Origin of the sequence: Acinetobacter sp. Swhac1, from assembly GCF_013390985.1 — a bacterium.
Lineage (GTDB): Bacteria > Pseudomonadota > Gammaproteobacteria > Pseudomonadales > Moraxellaceae > Acinetobacter > Acinetobacter towneri.
This window is the reverse complement of the sequence record NZ_JACASN010000004.1, coordinates 69,432-88,182: the sequence shown is the minus strand read 5'-3', so window position 1 is coordinate 88,182 and position 18,751 is coordinate 69,432. Positions and strand designations below refer to the sequence as shown.

At 40.9% G+C, this 18,751-nt stretch carries 16 protein-coding genes and 1 pseudogene; 5 read left to right on the top strand and 12 right to left on the bottom strand.

What is annotated here, in order from left to right; all coding sequences use genetic code 11:
• The first annotated feature begins 124 nt into the window (after nucleotides 1-124).
• Together crp and HX743_RS03155 are read left to right on the top strand one after the other, a co-directional pair.
• Entirely contained in the window at nucleotides 125-829 is a 705-nt protein-coding gene (gene crp, locus HX743_RS03160; RefSeq protein ID WP_004971566.1) for a cAMP-activated global transcriptional regulator CRP, read from the top strand.
• A gap of 204 nt (nucleotides 830-1,033) precedes the next feature.
• Entirely contained in the window at nucleotides 1,034-2,083 is a 1,050-nt protein-coding gene (locus tag HX743_RS03155) for an NADP(H)-dependent aldo-keto reductase (protein WP_131261355.1), read from the top strand.
• Between the two features lie 167 nt (nucleotides 2,084-2,250).
• Here HX743_RS03155 and HX743_RS03150 read toward each other — a convergent pair whose 3' ends face one another.
• From HX743_RS03150 to HX743_RS03125, 6 genes are all read right to left on the bottom strand, one after another.
• Nucleotides 2,251-3,033 carry a M48 family metallopeptidase gene (locus HX743_RS03150; RefSeq protein ID WP_004971571.1) on the bottom strand — a complete coding sequence of 261 codons (783 nt, stop codon included), beginning with the start codon at nucleotides 3,031-3,033 and terminating at the stop codon, nucleotides 2,251-2,253.
• 156 nt (nucleotides 3,034-3,189) lie between these two features.
• The gene (locus HX743_RS03145) at nucleotides 3,190-3,498 is read right to left on the bottom strand and encodes a hypothetical protein (protein ID WP_004971573.1); all 309 of its coding nucleotides are present in this window, start codon (nucleotides 3,496-3,498) and stop codon (nucleotides 3,190-3,192) included.
• A 238-nt stretch (nucleotides 3,499-3,736) separates the two neighbouring features.
• Nucleotides 3,737-5,056 (bottom strand): adenylosuccinate synthase, encoded by a 1,320-nt coding sequence (locus tag HX743_RS03140; protein WP_178318488.1) that lies wholly within the window; start codon nucleotides 5,054-5,056, stop codon nucleotides 3,737-3,739.
• 69 nt (nucleotides 5,057-5,125) lie between these two features.
• A complete protein-coding gene (locus tag HX743_RS03135; RefSeq protein WP_178318487.1) occupies nucleotides 5,126-6,292 on the bottom strand; it encodes an ATP phosphoribosyltransferase regulatory subunit in 1,167 nt (388 codons plus the stop codon).
• Nucleotides 6,293-6,457: 165 nt separating this feature from the next.
• The gene (locus tag HX743_RS03130; protein WP_004971580.1) at nucleotides 6,458-6,772 is read right to left on the bottom strand and encodes a hypothetical protein; all 315 of its coding nucleotides are present in this window, start codon (nucleotides 6,770-6,772) and stop codon (nucleotides 6,458-6,460) included.
• A gap of 135 nt (nucleotides 6,773-6,907) precedes the next feature.
• On the bottom strand, nucleotides 6,908-7,942 hold the full coding sequence (locus tag HX743_RS03125; RefSeq protein WP_178318486.1) for a type I glyceraldehyde-3-phosphate dehydrogenase: 1,035 nt from the start codon (nucleotides 7,940-7,942) through the stop codon (nucleotides 6,908-6,910).
• A gap of 462 nt (nucleotides 7,943-8,404) precedes the next feature.
• Here HX743_RS03125 and alaS point away from each other — a divergent pair, with 462 nt between their 5' ends.
• The 3 genes from alaS (at nucleotide 8,405) to csrA (ending at nucleotide 12,956) form a co-directional block, all read left to right on the top strand.
• Nucleotides 8,405-11,098 (top strand): alanine--tRNA ligase, encoded by a 2,694-nt coding sequence (alaS, locus tag HX743_RS03120; protein ID WP_178318485.1) that lies wholly within the window; start codon nucleotides 8,405-8,407, stop codon nucleotides 11,096-11,098.
• A 64-nt stretch (nucleotides 11,099-11,162) separates the two neighbouring features.
• Complete coding sequence (locus tag HX743_RS03115) at nucleotides 11,163-12,443, top strand: aspartate kinase (RefSeq protein ID WP_178318484.1); 1,281 nt, start codon at nucleotides 11,163-11,165, stop codon at nucleotides 12,441-12,443.
• A gap of 252 nt (nucleotides 12,444-12,695) precedes the next feature.
• A complete protein-coding gene (csrA, locus tag HX743_RS03110; protein ID WP_019837628.1) occupies nucleotides 12,696-12,956 on the top strand; it encodes a carbon storage regulator CsrA in 261 nt (86 codons plus the stop codon).
• A 154-nt stretch (nucleotides 12,957-13,110) separates the two neighbouring features.
• Here the strand turns inward: csrA and rnhB are convergent, their stop codons facing one another.
• The 6 genes and pseudogenes from rnhB to HX743_RS03080 all read right to left on the bottom strand — a co-directional run.
• Nucleotides 13,111-13,686, bottom strand: a complete 576-nt coding sequence (gene rnhB / locus HX743_RS03105; RefSeq protein WP_178318528.1) for a ribonuclease HII — start codon at nucleotides 13,684-13,686, stop codon at nucleotides 13,111-13,113.
• A gap of 92 nt (nucleotides 13,687-13,778) precedes the next feature.
• Complete coding sequence (locus HX743_RS03100; protein ID WP_104851785.1) at nucleotides 13,779-14,165, bottom strand: hypothetical protein; 387 nt, start codon at nucleotides 14,163-14,165, stop codon at nucleotides 13,779-13,781.
• Nucleotides 14,166-14,703: 538 nt separating this feature from the next.
• Nucleotides 14,704-15,717, bottom strand: a complete 1,014-nt coding sequence (locus tag HX743_RS03095) for an adenosine deaminase (RefSeq protein WP_178318483.1) — start codon at nucleotides 15,715-15,717, stop codon at nucleotides 14,704-14,706.
• A gap of 87 nt (nucleotides 15,718-15,804) precedes the next feature.
• Nucleotides 15,805-17,127: an NCS2 family permease gene (locus HX743_RS03090; RefSeq protein ID WP_178318482.1), complete on the bottom strand. Its 1,323-nt coding sequence runs from the start codon at nucleotides 17,125-17,127 to the stop codon at nucleotides 15,805-15,807.
• Nucleotides 17,128-17,545: 418 nt separating this feature from the next.
• On the bottom strand, nucleotides 17,546-17,725 hold the full coding sequence (locus HX743_RS03085; RefSeq protein ID WP_004971601.1) for a hypothetical protein: 180 nt from the start codon (nucleotides 17,723-17,725) through the stop codon (nucleotides 17,546-17,548).
• A 116-nt stretch (nucleotides 17,726-17,841) separates the two neighbouring features.
• Nucleotides 17,842-18,378 (bottom strand): annotated as a pseudogene (locus HX743_RS03080) (ABC transporter permease); the annotation flags it as partial.
• Between the last annotated feature and the right edge of the window lie 373 nt (nucleotides 18,379-18,751).

Here is an 18,751-nt window from a genome sequence, read left to right as displayed (position 1 = left end):
AATTGACACGGGTATTTGTACACTAACATAACTTGAGTTGATAAGGAATTTCATCTCTACTGTGTGACAAGTTCAGACTAGGTCTTGTGCGATCTATTATTTATCCATTTTCGGAACCGTTAGCATGACTTCAAACTTTTCACAGCTGAGCACTGATGCATTGTCCCCTGGACAACTGCCTGACTCAGTCAAAGCATTATTAAAACGTGCATACATCAACCGTTATCCAAAACGGACAACTATTGTTGATGCAGGGACTGAATCAAAATCATTATATTTGATTCTAAAAGGTTCAGTATCAATTATTCTTCGCGAAGATGATGATCGCGAAATTGTTGTGGCATATTTGAATCCAGGCGACTTTTTTGGGGAAATGGGTCTGTTTGAATCGAATCCACAACGTACTGCAGAGGTTCGTACTCGTGATGTCTGTGAAATCGCAGAAATTACTTATGAAAATTTCCACGAACTCAGCAAACAATATCCCGATTTAAGCTATGCTGTTTTTGCACAGCTGGTACGTCGTTTAAAAAATACCACACGTAAAGTAACTGACCTTGCCTTTATAGATGTGTCTGGCCGTATTGCACGTTGCTTGATTGATCTTTCTGCGCAGCCAGAAGCCATGATTTTGCCAAACGGTCGTCAAATTCGTATTACACGCCAAGAAATTGGTCGTATTGTCGGCTGTTCACGTGAAATGGTCGGGCGTGTTCTAAAAACACTTGAAGAACAAGGCATGATTGAAACTGATGGTAAAGCCATTCTGATTTTTGATGCTTCTTTGGAGCAAAATGAATCCACTGATGGCAACTTTGATGACGAGTAAACCATCTATATGCTCATTAAAAAAGCAAATCTTCGGATTTGCTTTTTTATTACCAGCTGTTAACTTTTTACCATTTTCAATTATCAAAATACCATTATTGCTGTCACTACAATGAAGTAGCCATTTTCGCAGCAACAAGTGGCGCAAAATGGTTTCAGCTCTTGTAACATCAATATATACATATAATCTTGAGCGAGAGACAATATGCAATTTAAACCATTGGCAAAAACAGGCATTCTAGTTCCAGAAATCTGTTTAGGCACCATGACATTTGGTGAACAAAATACCCAGCAAGAAGCCTTTCAACAACTCGATTATGCGCTAGAACGAGGCTTATATTTTTGGGATACCGCAGAAATGTATCCCGTACCACCAAAAGTAGAAACTCAAGGTGCAACTGAAACTATTATTGGCAATTGGTTACAACAACGTGGCGGACGTGACAAATTGTTTTTAGCCTCTAAAATTGCAGGCCCTTCGCAAGGCGGCAGTCATATTCGAGACGGCAAAACCCGCTTTAACGCAGAGGATATTCATTCTGCACTGGATGGCAATTTAAAACGCCTGCAAACCGACTATATCGACTTATACCAACTGCACTGGCCACAACGCCCAACCAACTTTTTTGGCAAACTTGGTTATGGCAACCAAGAAGCACAAAATACGCAAGAAGTAACCGACCTTGCTGAAACCTTAACCGCGTTGCAACAAGAAATTCAAAAAGGACGGATTCGCTATATAGGTCTGTCGAATGAAACCCCTTGGGGCACCATGAAGTTTTTACACTTGGCAGAACAATTAGGATTAAGTAAATTTGTCAGCGTACAAAATCCATATAACCTGCTGAATCGTACTTATGAAATTGGCATGTCTGAAATCGCCCATTATGAAGGTGTTGGACTACTCGCCTACTCACCTTTGGCTTTTGGTTATTTAACTGGTAAATTCCGTCATGGCGCACGCCCTGCCAATGCACGTGTCACGCTATATTCACGTTTTAGCCGTTACAGTAATCCACAAAGCGAATGGGCAACCGAGCAATACGCCCAACTTGCAGAACAACACGGCTTGAGTTTGACGCAACTGGCGCTGGCATTTATCAAGCAGCAATTTTTTGTGACAAGTACCATTATTGGCGCGACGAATATGGCGCAACTCAAAGAAAATATTGATGCTTTTGACATCACCTTATCAGATGAAATTTTACAAGGCATTGAAGCCATTCATCGTCAACAACCCAATCCAGCGCCCTAATTTTATTTTAAGCACTGCTTTAAAATGAAATTAAAAATATGAACTCAGCAATAACTCATCATTTTATGCTGTTTAAAGTCAAAAAGTCTTCATAAAAAAGATGCGCATAAAACCATGCGCATCTTTTTTGTGTTTTATCTTAACCAGTTGAACTGGCTGAGGTCATCTTAACGACGACTTTGGTTATATAGCGCTTGTGCTGCTGGCAAGTTTTTACGCATTGCTTCAATACGCTGACTGTTCGATGGGTGAGTCGATAAGAAGGACGCACCGCCGCCACCTTCAAGCTTGTTCATTTTTTCCCAAAGGGTAATTGCAGCTTGTGGGTTATAACCTGCACGCGCCATAAGCATTAAGCCACCCTGATCGGCACGACTTTCCAAATTACGTGAATATGGCAAGCCAATCCCAATTTGGGTACCCAATTGCGCTGCTGCTGCACCCAATTGACCAACGTTATTGCCTGCCGCACTTAAACCTACGTTCAAGGCAATATTGGTTAAAGCCTGTGCACCAATTTTACTTTTCGCGTGTTCTTCTAAGGCATGCACCATTTCATGCCCCATAATTGCGGCAATTTCAGCATCAGTTAAATTCAGTTTATTCACAATACCAGTGTAGAACACTACTTTACCGCCTGGTGCGACAAAAGCATTGACTTGATCAGATTTGAGTACCGCCAATTGCCACTGGAAAGGCTGACCAGTTTGGTTCATTTGGTTGGCATGTGGAATCAAACGCTGAAACACAGTATTGATACGTTTATACGTGGTGGAGCTTGTGTCTAACTGATTTTTATTGCGTGCGTCTTGCACCATTTCATTATAGCTTTTGGTTGCAGTTGCATTTAAGGTCGCAGTATCTGCACCCGCCATGTCTGCAACAGTCGTACACCCTGAAACTGTGATTGCGCCTGCGGCACATAAACTTAACATCAGTTTTTTGTTCATTATAATAATCTCCGCCTTGCGAGCTATCTTCATACCAATCAATTATATGAAATCAATTCAAGGCTTTAAATCTATAATCACTTCATAAACATATCATTTATGTAAACAACGCCTAAGCTGTGTACAGATTGTATGTCTGAGCGATCAATCACTACCCTAGTAAAGAAATTGATAACACAACCAAAATACTAAACAGAAAACATTTAAACCCAAGTAAATTTTAGACACCACTTCTACTTTTTCTTCCATTTCTGGATTTTTGCGTTTGTAGAGTAGGTAAGCATTTTGAATCAGAATCAGTGGCACCAAAATACAGGCAAAAATAACGCTTAAACCAATAAATGCCTGATACATAATATTCGGATCATGCTTTTGCGATAAAATCAGCATCATGGCAATGGTCGGTGCGCCGCCCATCGCAAACAATAAAGAATAAAAAATCGTACTGGTAATATTTTTATGCATCCTGCATAACCTTAATTAAATTTAATTTTCTAAAGCCATTGTAACAAGCCACCCTGCTCTGCACAGCGCCAGTCATCTGCAACTTTAGTCTTGAAAAAACAACTCACTCAGCATCATCTATAATGTTTCCAAAAATGAGTCGCTATTGAAACTGAAACAACAGCAATAAAAAGCCCCATCATTTAGACAGGGCTGAATACATCATCAGAGCTTAAATGCTATGCTAAAGCACAACGACTTAAGCATCAAATGGATGACGTAATACGATAGTTTCTGCGCGGTCTGGACCTGTAGAAATAATGTCGATTGGACATTCAATTAACTGCTCAAGACGTTTGATGTAGTTCACTGCATTTTCAGGCAATTGTTCTACACTGGTCGCGCCCACAGTTGATTCAGACCAACCTGGCATTGTTTCGTAAATTGGCTTTAAGTTTTCGTATGCAAGCGCATCAGAAGAACCTACACAACCTGAATCGGTATTTTCATAACCTACGCAGATTTTGATTTCTTCTAAACCGTCCAATACGTCTAACTTGGTCAAGCAGATACCAGACAGTGAGTTTACATCGACTGAACGACGTAAAATTTCGGCATCAAACCAACCACAACGACGTTGACGGCCTGTAGAAGCACCGAACTCGTGACCTACAGTACCTAAGTGTTTACCAATCGCATCACCTACGTCATTTGCTGCGTCATACACCAATTCAGTTGGGAATGGGCCTGCACCTACACGTGTGGTATAAGCTTTAGTAATACCTAAAACATAGTCTAAATGTAATGGCCCTAAGCCTGAACCTGAGCTTACACCGCCCGCAGTCGTGTTCGATGAAGTCACATACGGATAAGTACCGTGGTCTACATCAAGTAATGAACCTTGTGCACCTTCAAACATAATATTGTCACCGTTTTTACGGTAATTATGAATTTCAGTCGTTACATCAACGACTAATGGTGCAATCACTTCACGCCATTGGTCACATAGCGCTAAAACTTCATCTAACTGAACTGCTTCAACACCGTAGTATTGTGTCAATTGGAAGTTGTGATAATCCAATAATTCAGCCAATTGAGCGCGTAATGCTTCACCGCCACGAACCAAGTCAGCAACACGAATCGCACGACGTGCAACCTTGTCTTCATAAGCAGGGCCAATACCACGACCTGTAGTACCAATTTTGGCATTACCACGTTTTTTCTCACGTGCTTGGTCAAGCGCAATGTGGTTCGGCAAAATAAGCGGACAGTTTGGTGAAATACGTAAACGCTCTTTCACTGGCACGCCTTCTTGCTCCAAAATACCCATCTCTTTAATCAGCGCTTCTGGAGAAAGTACAACACCATTACCAATTAAGCACAGTACGTTTTCACGTAAAATACCTGATGGAATGAGGTGTAATACAGTTTTCTTACCACCAACCACGAGAGTATGGCCTGCGTTGTGTCCGCCTTGATAACGAACGACTGCCGCCGCCTGATCTGTGAGCAGGTCGACGATCTTACCTTTACCTTCGTCGCCCCATTGGGTACCAAGTACCACAACATTCTTGCCCATAATAGCCTCATTACATCATGCTGTTAAAATTGAAAACCAAGACCTGTAACATGAAACATGCCTTGGCGATTAAATTTTTTCGACTGTCCACTCACCATTTGCAAGAACCAATTGGTGCGTTGCGTATGGAACCGAGTTTAAATCATCATTACCCAACAATTGAATTACACTAAAGCCTTGCGCACGTGTGTTTTGGATAGCCGCGATTAAATCAGGTTGTGAGCCTTTAGGCGCAACAACAACAGACGATGATTCAAAACGACCTGCACTTAATACAAACAAGTCACAAGAGAAACCTGTTGCAGGACGCGCACGTCCGAAATGCTGACCAATGCCATCATAACGGCCGCCTTGTGCCAATGGCGCAGCACGATTTGGTGCATATACCGCGTACATTAAGCCAGTGTGATAGTGATAAGAACGCAGCTCAACCACATCAATACCAATATGCAGATTTGGCCAACGTGCCTGAATTTCAGCTTGTGTTGCTTTCACGGCTTCAAACGCTTGCTTAAATTCGGTATTTTCCAACACTTCAGCACTTAAATGAGCCTGCAAAGCAGTTAAATCACTGGCATAGCGACCTAAAGCATAAAAATCTGAACCGAAATTTAAATCTTGGGTAAATTCTGCCAATTCAGGCAATGCTTTACGCTGATATAAATCTGACAATTGACGTTCAGTGGCTTTGCTTAATTCTGCTTGTTTAACCAAGCTACGGAACAAGCCGACATGACCCAAGTCTAAATGCACACCTTCTGCCAAACCTGCTTCTTTTAGCAAGCTGAGCATCAGATCAACCATTTCTACATCGGCATCAATGCTGTCTGAACCAAATAACTCTGCACCCAATTGTAATGGTGCACGTGTGGTATTAAAACCTTGTGGTTTGGTATGTAAAACCGTACCTGCATAACAGTAACGTGCAATGCCATCTACAGGATGTACATGCGCATCAATACGCGCCACTTGTGGTGTCATATCGGCACGAACACCCAGCAAACGACCTGAAAGTTGGTCGATCACTTTAAATGTGGCAAGGTCTAAATCTTGATTCGATTCTGAAAGAGAAGATAGAGATTCAATGTATTCTATGAATGGCGTGTACACCAACTGATAACCTCGAGATGCGAGGAAATCCAGTGACTTACGACGCAAGCTTTCAATCACTTGCGCTTGTTCTGGTAATACATCAGCTACACCATCAGGTAATAACCATGTCTCTGAAATGGGCATGTTGTAAACCTAAATTCTTGTTTGCGCGGAACGAATCCGCATAAAAAAATCGGGAGCACACCCGATTTCTCCTAGTTTAGCATGATACTTTTGCTCATGCACCTGACTTTTTCTGAAATATGCGGTAAAAAAATATGAATACACCACATCTTTCAAAGCCATCATTTAAAAGTCCTGATTTGATTTCACCGCCTTTGCCAATAAACTGACCAACTCAGCATTTTGCATTTCAAGCTGTGCGGTTTTTTGCACGGTTTTATCGAGTGCATCTTGCTGAACCTGCATCTTTTTAGCCAAATCCTGCATGATCTCCAACGTCTTTTTTAGATGCTCTTCTAAATGTAATACTTTTTGCTCGACTTGCTGTTGATGTTGCACGTCGCTGCTGCTGTCTGCCTGATTTTTAAATTGCAACCAAATCAGAAAAATGACAGCAAGTGCCAGCAAAAAAATAAATCCCCACAATAAAATAATCATCATGCCACTACTCTATTCAAATTTTCTATGCAAACTTTGTTATATCAATCAGTGAATTAACCGTGAATACGAAGTGTAAAATCTGTCATCACTATTACACGCTTTTCACACTTTGTATATGTCTTAAAAAGTAGCCGCTTACACCGCCCGCTGACTAAAAGATTCACACAAATCTAGTAAACGGTTGGCATAACCCCACTCGTTGTCATACCACGCAAAAACTTTGGCTTGATGACCCACGACCATGGTTTGACTTAAATCGACAATTAAAGAATAAGGTGAATGGTTAAAGTCGCTCGATACCAAAGGCTCATCGGTCACTTGCATAATTTCGGCATAATCATGCGCTGCCGAAGCACACAACACCTGATTCAATTTGTGCACCGTAATTGGCGACTGAGAAATAAAAGTTAAATCAATGGCTGCAACATTGATGGTCGGCACACGAATCGAAAAACCATCTATCCGATCTGCCATTTTTGGCATGACTTGTTTTAAAGCACCTAGGGCAGAAGAAGTTGTAGGAATAATATTTTGTCCTGATGCACGCGCACGACGTAAATCGCGATGCGCCTGATCCAATACAGTTTGATCGGCTGTGACTGCATGAATTTCAGTCATTAATGCGGTATCAATTCCAAAAGCGTCATCAATAATTTTAACCAGTGGTACTAAAGCCTGCGTGGTGCAAGATACGCTGGAAATAATTTGGTCGGTACTTTTGACTTCATGATGATTCACACCATAAACAATCGCAGCATCTACAGTATCGAATGGTGCAGCACCAATAATTACACGTTTGGCGCCCGCAGTAATATGCTGCGTTGCCGCCCCGCGGGAACGGAACAACCCTGTACATTCCAATACCACATCAACATTTAAGGCTTGCCACGGCAACTGTGCAGGTTGAGCCTGATTCAACACCTGAACTTTTAATTGCGCCAAACCTGCAGAAATATTCAAAAAAATCTGTTCATTTTCAAGGCTAATTTCCACCTGCCCTTTAAAACGACCATGGGTACTGTCGTATTTAAATAAATGAACCAAGGTTTCTACATCGGCAATGTCATTTATGGCGACGATTTCAAAATGAAAGTCTTTGGGATTTTCAAACCAAGCCCGCAGCACATTGCGCCCGATTCTACCAAAGCCATTGATTGCCACTCGTTGCATGACTGATCCTTTCATAATGAAATCAAAATTTAAGCACAGACTATGTTAATAGATTTTGAGGCCTTACTGAAAAAAATCAGATCAATTCTGCGAATTTTCACGCAATTTGTTGTTTAATTCGGCAAATCAAAAATATCAGCTTTGACTTTCTAGCTTACATTTACGTTTTCTTAAATTTTGTATTCTACTTTATGGCAGTTCGGCATACTCCGTGACCTACAGTAAACGCTTATTTTGAATGTAAATGTTCATCATCTTCTATTGCAAAGATTTATTCTGCGTAATCGCAACCAAGTTTGCGTCAGAATTGTCATCTATTCACACTAAAATGATTGGTGATAATGGCTTTTTCCGTTATAATTTGGCGTTTTTAAAATTTTAAGCCTGCATGACAGCAAAAGAATTATTTTTGTCAGACTGTCTTGCGTTTAGCCAAATCGGAATTTATGGAGTGACTTGGTTGTGAGTACTCGTTTTATGACATCAGCTGAAATTCGTGAAGCATTTTTGCGTTACTTTGAATCGCAAGGGCATACACGTGTCGCATCGAGTTCTCTAGTACCCGCCAATGACCCAACCCTGTTATTTACCAATGCAGGTATGAACCAGTTTAAAGACTGTTTCCTTGGGTTAGAAAAACGTGATTATGTACGTGCTGTATCGTCACAAAAATGTGTGCGTGCAGGCGGTAAACATAACGATTTAGACAATGTGGGTTATACCGCACGTCACCATACTTTCTTTGAAATGTTAGGTAACTTCTCGTTTGGTGATTATTTCAAACGTGATGCAATTAAATTTGCTTGGGAATTTTTAACCAGTGAACAATGGTTAGCGCTACCAAAAGACCGTTTATATGCCACGGTTTACCACACCGATGATGAAGCATTTGACATCTGGAACAAAGAAATTGGTTTAGATGCTTCTCGTATTATCCGTATTGGCGATAACAAAGGCGGCCAATATGCTTCAGACAACTTCTGGGCAATGGGTGATACAGGTCCTTGCGGTCCGTGTTCTGAAATTTTCTATGATCATGGCGATCATATCTGGGGTGGCTTACCAGGCACACCTGAAGAAGATGGCGACCGTTTCATTGAAATTTGGAACAACGTATTCATGCAGTTCAACCGCACTGCAGATGGTGTATTACACCCGCTTCCAGCACCTTCTGTAGATACAGGTATGGGCTTGGAGCGTATTTCTGCAGTATTGCAACATGTGAATTCAAACTACGAAATTGACCTGTTCCAGCACTTACTCAAAAATGCAGCACAGATTATTGGTTTAGACACGACTGCTCTTGAAGTAACTGCACAGCAAACTGGCAAGCCTGTAGACTACCCTGCTTCACTCAAAGTAGTTGCTGACCACGCTCGTTCTTGCTGCTTCCTAATTGCCGATGGCGTGAATCCATCGAATGAAGGTCGTGGTTATGTATTGCGTCGTATTATTCGTCGTGCAGTACGTCACGGCAACAAGCTTGGCGCAACAGGTTCATTCTTCCATAAAATGTTGAAGCCACTCATTGAAGTCATGGGTGATGCCTATCCTGAACTTGCAGCACAACAAGCACGTATTGAGGCAGCATTACTGAAAGAAGAAGAACAGTTTGCCAAAACGCTTGAGCAAGGTTTGAAATTGCTTGAAGGTGAATTGGCACAACTGAAAGGTTCCGTAATTCCAGGCGAAGTAGTATTTAAACTATATGACACTTACGGCTTCCCGACTGACTTAACAGCAGACATCGCACGTGAACGTGAATTGACCATTGACGAAGCAGGCTTTGAAGTTGAAATGGCAGCACAACGCCAACGCGCACGTGATGCAGGTAAGTTTGCGGTTGACTACAACTCAATTGTGAAAGTTGAGGGTGACACCCAATTCGATGGTTACGATGCGACTGCAGGCGAAGGTCAAATCATCGCCATCTATAAGGATGGTGAGCAAGTTGATGAAGTCGTTGAAGGTGATGAAGCTTTAATCGTACTCAATCAAACTCCTTTCTATGCAGAAAGCGGTGGTCAAATTGGCGATACAGGTATCTTCAAAAACGAAACAGGGATTTTTGAAGTTCAAGACACCAAAAAATCTGGTGGTGCCTTTGTACATCAAGGTATTGTCACCATGGGCAGCCTAAAAGCGACGCAAACCGTCGAAGCCATTGTAAAAGCAGACATCCGCGAAGCAACTGCGCGCAATCACTCTGCAACACACCTATTACACGCTGCCCTACGTCAAGTTTTAGGCGCACACGTACAGCAAAAAGGTTCTTTGGTTGCTTCTGACATTTTACGTTTTGACTTTGCCAATGATCAACCTGTGTCATTTGAACAATTACAAGAAATCGAGCGTTTAGTGAATGCAGAAGTTATTGCTAATACCGCAGTTTCTACTGAATTACTGGATATTGAAGCAGCGAAAGCCAAAGGCGCAATGATGCTGTTTGGTGAAAAGTATGGCGATGAAGTTCGCGTACTTTCTATGGGTTCTATTATTGAAGATAAAAACTTCTCCATTGAATTGTGTGGTGGTATTCACGTAAAACGTACAGGTGATATTGGCTTATTCAAAATCATTTCTGAAGGTGGTGTTGCAGCTGGTGTACGTCGTATTGAAGCAATTACAGGCAGCAAAGCTGTTGAAGCCGTTCAAAAAACTGAACGTGATATCAACAGTATTAATGCCTTGTTGAAAGCACAAAAAGACCAGACTTTAGAAAAAGTCACCAGTTTGGTCGATACTGCTTCTAGCCTTCAAAAGCAGATTGAACAGCTCAATCAAAAATTAGCGCACTTCCAAGCAAATGAATTTTTAAGTCAAGTACAAGAACTTGCTGGGCGTACTACGCTCATTACGACTGTACAGAATATGGATGCAAAATCACTGCGTAACTTACATGACGGTGTAAAATCCAAACTCGACCAAGCAGTGATTGTACTTGCAGGTGTAGAAGGCGATAAAGTCAGCTTAATCGCTTCTGTTGCACCAGACTTTACTGCTACGATTAAAGCAGGAGACATCATCAAACACTTGGCGACAGAACTAGGTGGTAAAGGTGGTGGTAAACCTGATTTAGCACAAGGTGGCGCGCCACTTAACGAGAACTTTGCATCGGTGATGGCAGGTTTAACTGCTTGGCTTGCGGCAAAATAATCTCACTTTTTGTGTAACTGACCCTGCACCGGTAATTCAGGGTCATGGCTTATATGGAACAACTATGGCACTAATCGTTCAAAAATATGGCGGTACCTCAATGGGTACTCCCGAGCGCATTTTAAATGTTGCTCGTCGTGTGAAGCGCTGGCATGATCATGGCCACAAAGTAGTGGTTGTCGTTTCTGCCATGAGTGGCGAAACCAATCGCCTACTCGCTCTCGCGAAAGCCATTACCGAAACCCCTGATCCGCGTGAATTAGACCAAATGGTGTCTACAGGCGAACAGGTGACGATTTCGATGTTAGCGATGGCGCTGAATTCTATTGGTGTTGAGGCAAAATCACTAACAGGTCGCCAAGTTGGTATTCAAACTGACAGCGCATTTACCAAAGCACGTATTGAATCAATCAATACCGATGTATTGACTGAAAACCTAGACGCAGGCCGTGTAATTGTGGTTGCTGGTTTCCAAGGTTTTGATGCTGAAGGAAATACCACTACTTTAGGTCGTGGTGGTTCTGATACTTCTGGCGTTGCACTTGCTGCTGCATTGAAAGCTGATGAGTGTCAAATTTATACTGACGTAGATGGGGTTTACACCACAGACCCACGCGTCGCACCAAAAGCTAAAAAAGTAGATCGTATTTCTTTTGAAGAAATGCTAGAAATGGCATCTTTAGGTTCTAAAGTATTGCAAATTCGTGCGGTTGAATTTGCAGGTAAATACCAAGTTCCTTTACGTGTATTATCAAGTTTTGATAATGACGATGATGGCGCATTCGACGAAGATTTTAAACAAAATGTCGGCACACTCATTACTACTGAATTGGAAGACAACATGGAACAACCTATCATCTCAGGTATCGCGTTTAACCGTGACGAAGCAAAATTAACTATTTTAGGTGTGCCTGACGAGCCTGGTATTGCATCTAAAATCTTATCACCTATTGGCGCTGCCAATGTTGAAGTCGACATGATCATCCAAAACGTAGAAGAAGATGGTACTACTGACTTTACCTTTACCGTAAACCGCGGTGAACTTGCCAAAGCAAAATCAATTCTTGAAGCTACTGCAAAAGAAATTGGTGCGCGTGAAGTCGCGACACGTAGTGACATTGTCAAAGTATCTATCGTAGGTGTAGGTATGCGTTCACATGCGGGCGTTGCAAGCAAAATGTTTACTGCCCTTGCTGATGAAGGCATTAACATTCTCATGATTTCTACCTCTGAAATTAAAATTTCAGTGATCATTGAAGAAAATTACCTAGAGCTTGCAGTTCGTAGTTTACACACTGTATTTGGCCTAGATCGTGAAAGCGGTGAGTCTAGCGCACGCGCTTAATGACTCCCTGTCAGAAGATGTAATTGTCTGACAAATTTTGCGAAAAAGTACAAAAAATTAGAGCCACTATAGTTTTTTTTATAGTGGCTCTGTTATATTGAGCAACATGCTTTCATAAATTTTGACAGCGCTGTATCTTATAAAATAAATAATGATACGTTCCGTTAAAATTTACTGGTTTTTTATTTGGTTGTGACTTTTTAAATTGCTTTAAAAATCAATGCAGGTTTAGCATTTTGCAAGGAGATAAACATGCTGATTCTCACCCGACGTGTCGGAGAAACATTAATGATTGGGGACCAAGTCAGCGTGACTGTGCTGGGTGTCAAAGGTAACCAGGTTCGTATTGGGGTAAATGCGCCAAAAGAAGTATCAGTACATCGTGAAGAAATCTATCAACGTATTCAACACGAGCGTGCCATGCATGAGCATTTACAACACTTAGATCAAGATTATCAACCTTCATTTGAAGAAGATAACTACTCGCATAATGACTTTGACGTTAAACGATGAAGTTAATTGAATATAAAGCGGCTCATTTGCCGCTTTAATTTTTTTGCTGAATGCTTTTTTAAAACTTTCCCGATTTCTAAGTTGCTCGCTGATTCTAATTATATACAGGATGTTTTATCTACAACTCAGCAATAGATTTACTTTTAAGTTAATATTATTTTTCCATCAATTCCAAAGCCTTACGCACAGGTGCAAAACTTCGTCGATGTGCCGCAATTACGCCATGCTGCGCAATTGCTTCAAAATGGGCTTTGGTTGGGTACCCTTTGTGTTGAGCAAAACCAAATTGCGGAAATGCTTGGTCAAGCAACACCATTTCACGATCACGCGCCACTTTGGCTAAAATACTGGCTGCCGAAATCTCTGCATGTAATGCATCGCCCCCAATAACTGCATCACACGACATTGCTAAACCTTGCGGAATTTTATTGCCATCGACCAAGACATGCTCAGGTTGAATAGACAAGGCTTCTACCGCTCGACGCATTGCCAATAACGATGCTTGCAAAATATTCAGTTCATCAATTTCGGCTGCAGAGGCTTCTGCAATTGCCCAAGCCAAAGCTTTTTCCTGAATTTCAACAAACAACTTTTCACGTTTTTTTTCAGTCAACTTTTTAGAATCATTTAAACCTTCAATCAGGTTATTCGGATCTAAAATCACTGCCGCAGCGACAACAGAACCCACTAAAGGCCCACGCCCTGCTTCATCTACACCTGCAATTTTCATCATTATTTCCAGAAAAAATAGGCTGAAATATTCAGCCTAACTCACGATGCGCGTCATCACGCCGCCTTTTTAATTATTCAGATTCACTAAACTTATTTTACTGCTTCTGCCACACATGCATTAATGGTTCGAGATACTGCATTGCTCACAATGGTTGCACGTGCAGCAGGGTCAATTGCTGCAGTGGCTAAATCTACTGCTGTCACGTTTTGTGGTGCTTTTTCGCTAACACAGCCACAAATTTCAGCTTGAACATTTTGCTTTTGCGTTGTTGTCATCATACGTGTCGCAGTGTGCCATGCAGGAATGTTATTCAGTTCAGTGACACATTTTGCGTTGATGGCAATTTTAATCGCCGCCATACCCAATTGTTGAGTTGCTGTCGGTGCAGTTGTCGTTCCTGTGGTAGTACCTGTTGTTGTGGTACATGCAGATAAAGCCAAAGCGATAGGTGCAAATACAGCGAGTAGTTTTTTCATGGATATTTCCTGTATTTAATATTCAAGTCGTTTAGATGAAACAATGTCGCTATTGTGCCTAAACTTATTTAGCGAAGGAATATCTTTTTGCAATTTCTACATTCATCTGCTTAGGCTTAAGGTCATAGTGGGGTTCAGCCCCAAATTGAAACTTAAAACAAGATCAAAGGGGGGCAAATTTAGAATGCCGTTGAAACATATAGAACAAGAATTTAATCATGCAGAGCAAGGTTTGCTAATAAATGCAGGTTTATCAAGTAATGGGAGCGATCATTTTCTGGCTTAGCATCAATTGAACGTTACATTAATATATAAGATTTGCATTCTATCCATGTTGCAAAGCGACTGAAGCAATTGAAACGTTCACTGCTTTACGAGCCTGAACAATTAGCTATTTAAATTCAGCAGGGTATGGTCTTCGTTTTTCGCATGAGAAATAATAGCTGTCTGGTTATTTGTAGACATATATTTAAATCCTCACTTTGGTATTTAAGTGAGGATTAAATTTAGGCTTAGAAGACAAGTGTTTAAGGTGTGTTCAGTGGATGCTTCCCTGCAATGTCTGAATTTGATCAATCCTTTTTTGCTTTTCTTCAACCGAAATAAATGATGCTTCAAAAGAGTTAATCGCCAATTGTTTTAATTCAGCATTGCTTAAATCTAAAGCTTGGCTAATTGCAACAAAGTTATCATTCATATAGCCACCAAAATAAGCTGGGTCATCTGAATTGACGGTTACTTTAACACCCTGCTGCAACAAACGACGAATATTGTGCTGCGCCATATCATCCACCACACATAGCTTTAAATTACTCAATGGGCAGACCGTGAGTGGCATTTTTTCTGCAATTAAACGCTGCATTAACACAGGGTCTTCTTCAGAACGCACACCATGATCAACACGGTTTACTTTCAGTAAATCTAATGCTTCCCAGACATATTCAGCAGGGCCTTCTTCGCCCGCATGAGCAACGACCAAAAAGCCTGCTTCACGCGCTTTGGCAAAGACGCGCTCAAACTTTGAAGGTGGATGCCCGACTTCGCTTGAATCCAAACCTACTGCAATAATTTGGTCTTTATAAGGTAAAGCCTCTTCTAGCGTAACAAATGCAGCATCTTCACTTAAATGACGCAAGAAACACATAATTAAATGTGAACTGATGCCTAATTTTGTTTGTGCATCTTCGCAAGCACGTTGTAAGCCATTAATCACGGTTGCAAATGCCACACCACGCTCGGTATGGGTTTGCGGGTCAAAAAACATTTCGGTATGTACCACACGGTCTTCAGCACATTTTTCAAAATACGCCCAAGCCAAATCGTAAAAATCTTGCTCATGCACCAACACTTGTGCGCCTGCATAATAAATATCTAAAAAAGACTGCAAGTTATGAAAATTATAGGCTTGTTTGACTTCTTCTACAGACTGATAAGGGATGTCAATTTGGTTGCGCTGCGCAATAGCAAACATCAATTCTGGTTCAAAAGTACCTTCAATATGCACATGCAGTTCTGCTTTAGGTAATGCTCGGATTAGCTCAAGTTGATTCATGTTCTGTCCTTTTTGCTATTGAATGGGAGATTTTAAGAAAGAAAAAAGGGGGCAAACTGAGTTTACACCCCTTTTCCGTTTAAAATATTAACCGCCAAACATGGCAAATTTTAATGCCCAAAGTGCAGCAATAATCCAAACCATATAAGGTACAGATTTCGCTTTGCCTGTGAGTAGTTTAATCAGCGCATAGCTAATAAAGCCCATGGCGATGCCATCGGCAATAGAATAGGTAAATGGCATGAACACGAGGGTTAAGAAGGCAGGTACTGCTTCGGTAATGTCATCCCAATCAATATGCACAATGCCCTGAATCATCAATACACCCACAAATAACAAGGCAGGTGCTGTTGCAAAACCAGGTACCGATTGCGCGAGCGGCGCCAGAAATAAACAGGCAATAAACAACAAGCCAACAATCACTGCGGTTAAACCAGTACGACCACCCGCTGCAACACCTGCAGATGATTCAATATACGGCGTTGTTGAAGATGTACCCAATGCCGCACCTGCTACAATGGCAGAAGAGTCGGCAAAAAGCGCTTTTTTCAAACGAGGTAATTTGCCATCTTGTAACAAGCCTGCGCGGTGTGAAACACCCACTAAAGTGCCTGTAGAGTCAAATAAATCGACCAAGAAAAATACGAAAATTACACCAATTAAACTTGCTGTAAATAGACCTTCAAAGTCCATTTGCATAAAAGTAGGTGCAATAGATGGAATTTCACCAACCACTCCTTTAAATTCGCTTAGACCTAAAGCTGTTGAAATCGCAGTTAGCACCAAAATACTGATGATAATTGCACCACGCACTTTAAAGTGATGCATCACCACCACCATTAAAAACCCCAATAGCGCTAAAAGTACAGTGGGTTGTTTTAAGTCACCTAAGCCCACCAAAGTCGCAGGATTATCGACAATAACACCAGCATTTTTAAGCGCGATTAAAGCAAGGAATAAACCAATACCACCGCCTATGGCTAATTTTAATGACATGGGAATGGCATTAACAATGGCTTCACGGATTTTAAACATGCTAATGGCAATGAAAATAATCCCTGATACAAAAACTGCAGCCAAAGCCGTTTGCCAAGGCACACCCATGCCTAAACACACCGAGTAAGTGAAATAAGCATTTAGCCCCATGCCCGGTGCCAGTGCGATTGGGTAGTTAGCAACAATCCCCATCACTAGGCAGCCAATTGCTGCGGCTAAGCAGGTGGCGACAAAGACAGCTCCATGATCCATTCCTGTTTCAGATAAAATCATCGGATTGACAATAATGATGTAACACATGGTTAAGAATGTGGTTACACCCGCCAAAATCTCGGTACGGAATGTGGTCTTGTTTTCGCTTAATTTGAATAAGCGCTCAAGCATTCCCGCTGAGGATGGATTAGGAGTCGTCATGACCTAGCCCCTGTAAATAAACTGAATTTGCAGCATGACGCAATTTTAAGTCAGCACTTAAAAGCCTGTGTCAGTTGCGGCAATGGATTTGCCCAATGAGCATGTAAAATTACATGAAAAAGATAAACTTAATTCACAATCAAGCATTTGATTTTATCAAAATCAAAAATTCGGAATGCTAAATAAAAAAGCCGCATAAATTTTATGCAGCTTTGTTCATCTTTTTTTTACTTCAGTCACTCTCAAAAGTAATGCCTTTGAGTTGTGATGAAGCAGTTTCAATTGGCAAATTATACCATAGGGATTTTTTAAAAATTCTAGTTTTTTGAATTAAAGATAAAATTTTACGATAAAGTGAAGCACACAAAAGTGTGATGAATAAAGCAATTACCACACATTATGTTAGAAATTTCTACGCTTATTCTGTGACTTGCAAAATCTGTGGTGTAGCCGCTTCTGTTTTTTCTAGCGATAAATTTGCAGATTCAGTCAAAACTCGGTTCAGTTCTGCCTGCTTTCGCGTTTCCTCTTCCAAGTAAACGAGATAACCTAATAAAACGACCAACACCACCAAAACTGGCACAAGAATGTGTTTCATGTCATTTACTTTTATTGAACAATTTTCATACATATTAGCAAAAATTATGCGCGGTGTAACTCTTAATACGCCCCAGTCAAAATTTGTGCTTCAGCGATCAAACTCAATCTATTACATTAAGCCATTGTATGAATGGTATTTTTAAAACGTTTCCAAGATACATAGAAAAATGTTATTGCAATTGCGATTAACCATAGAAAGGAAGGCCAGACCACATCCAATCCTGCATTTCGGTATAAAATTGCTTGCGCCAATGTTACAAAATGCATTGTCGTTGCAATCAACATGATATTTTGAATAATTTCTGGCATGCTTTCTCGTGGTGTACTTGCCCCAGACAACATTTGCAAGGGAATCAGAATAAGCATCATCAGCAAACCGAATTGCGGCATCGATTTAGACACGGTTGCCATATATATACCCATTGAGGTTGTTGCAAATAAGGTCAGCAAGGCTCCAAAGAAAAATAACAGCAAACTTCCTTCTATGGGTACCTGTAATGCCCCCTGCACCACTACTTTTAAGCCTAAAAAAGCTGCTAAAAGCACCACAAGGCTCATCGATAAAACCTTTGCCAGCATAATTTCAAAAACCGTGACTAGCATAACCGTTAAATGCTTAATGGTGCCATGTTCTCGCTCACGAATCAGTGCACAAATGAAATGTGGAAAGAGGCTTCAAAGCTCTAGTGCAAAATAAAAACCAATTAGTGCAAAATAAGCCGAAAACTTACATGTGTATACCACTGTGTACATATTTTTAAACTATAAGCGAATTTATGTATCTTTAAGAAAAGCAATAAAAAAGCCCTAAATCGTTATAATTCAGAGCTTTATTACTTATATGAAGTTATGTAACAACATATAATTTTAATGTATTGGTAGGCATATCCAGACTCGAACTGGAGACCTCTACGATGTCAATATTAAGGTCAAACAATTGCAATATTATGATTTAAAAATATAAATATGCTTTTCACCTCCCCTAAATACATGCTAAAACCCATAAACTAGCCCTAATAAAATC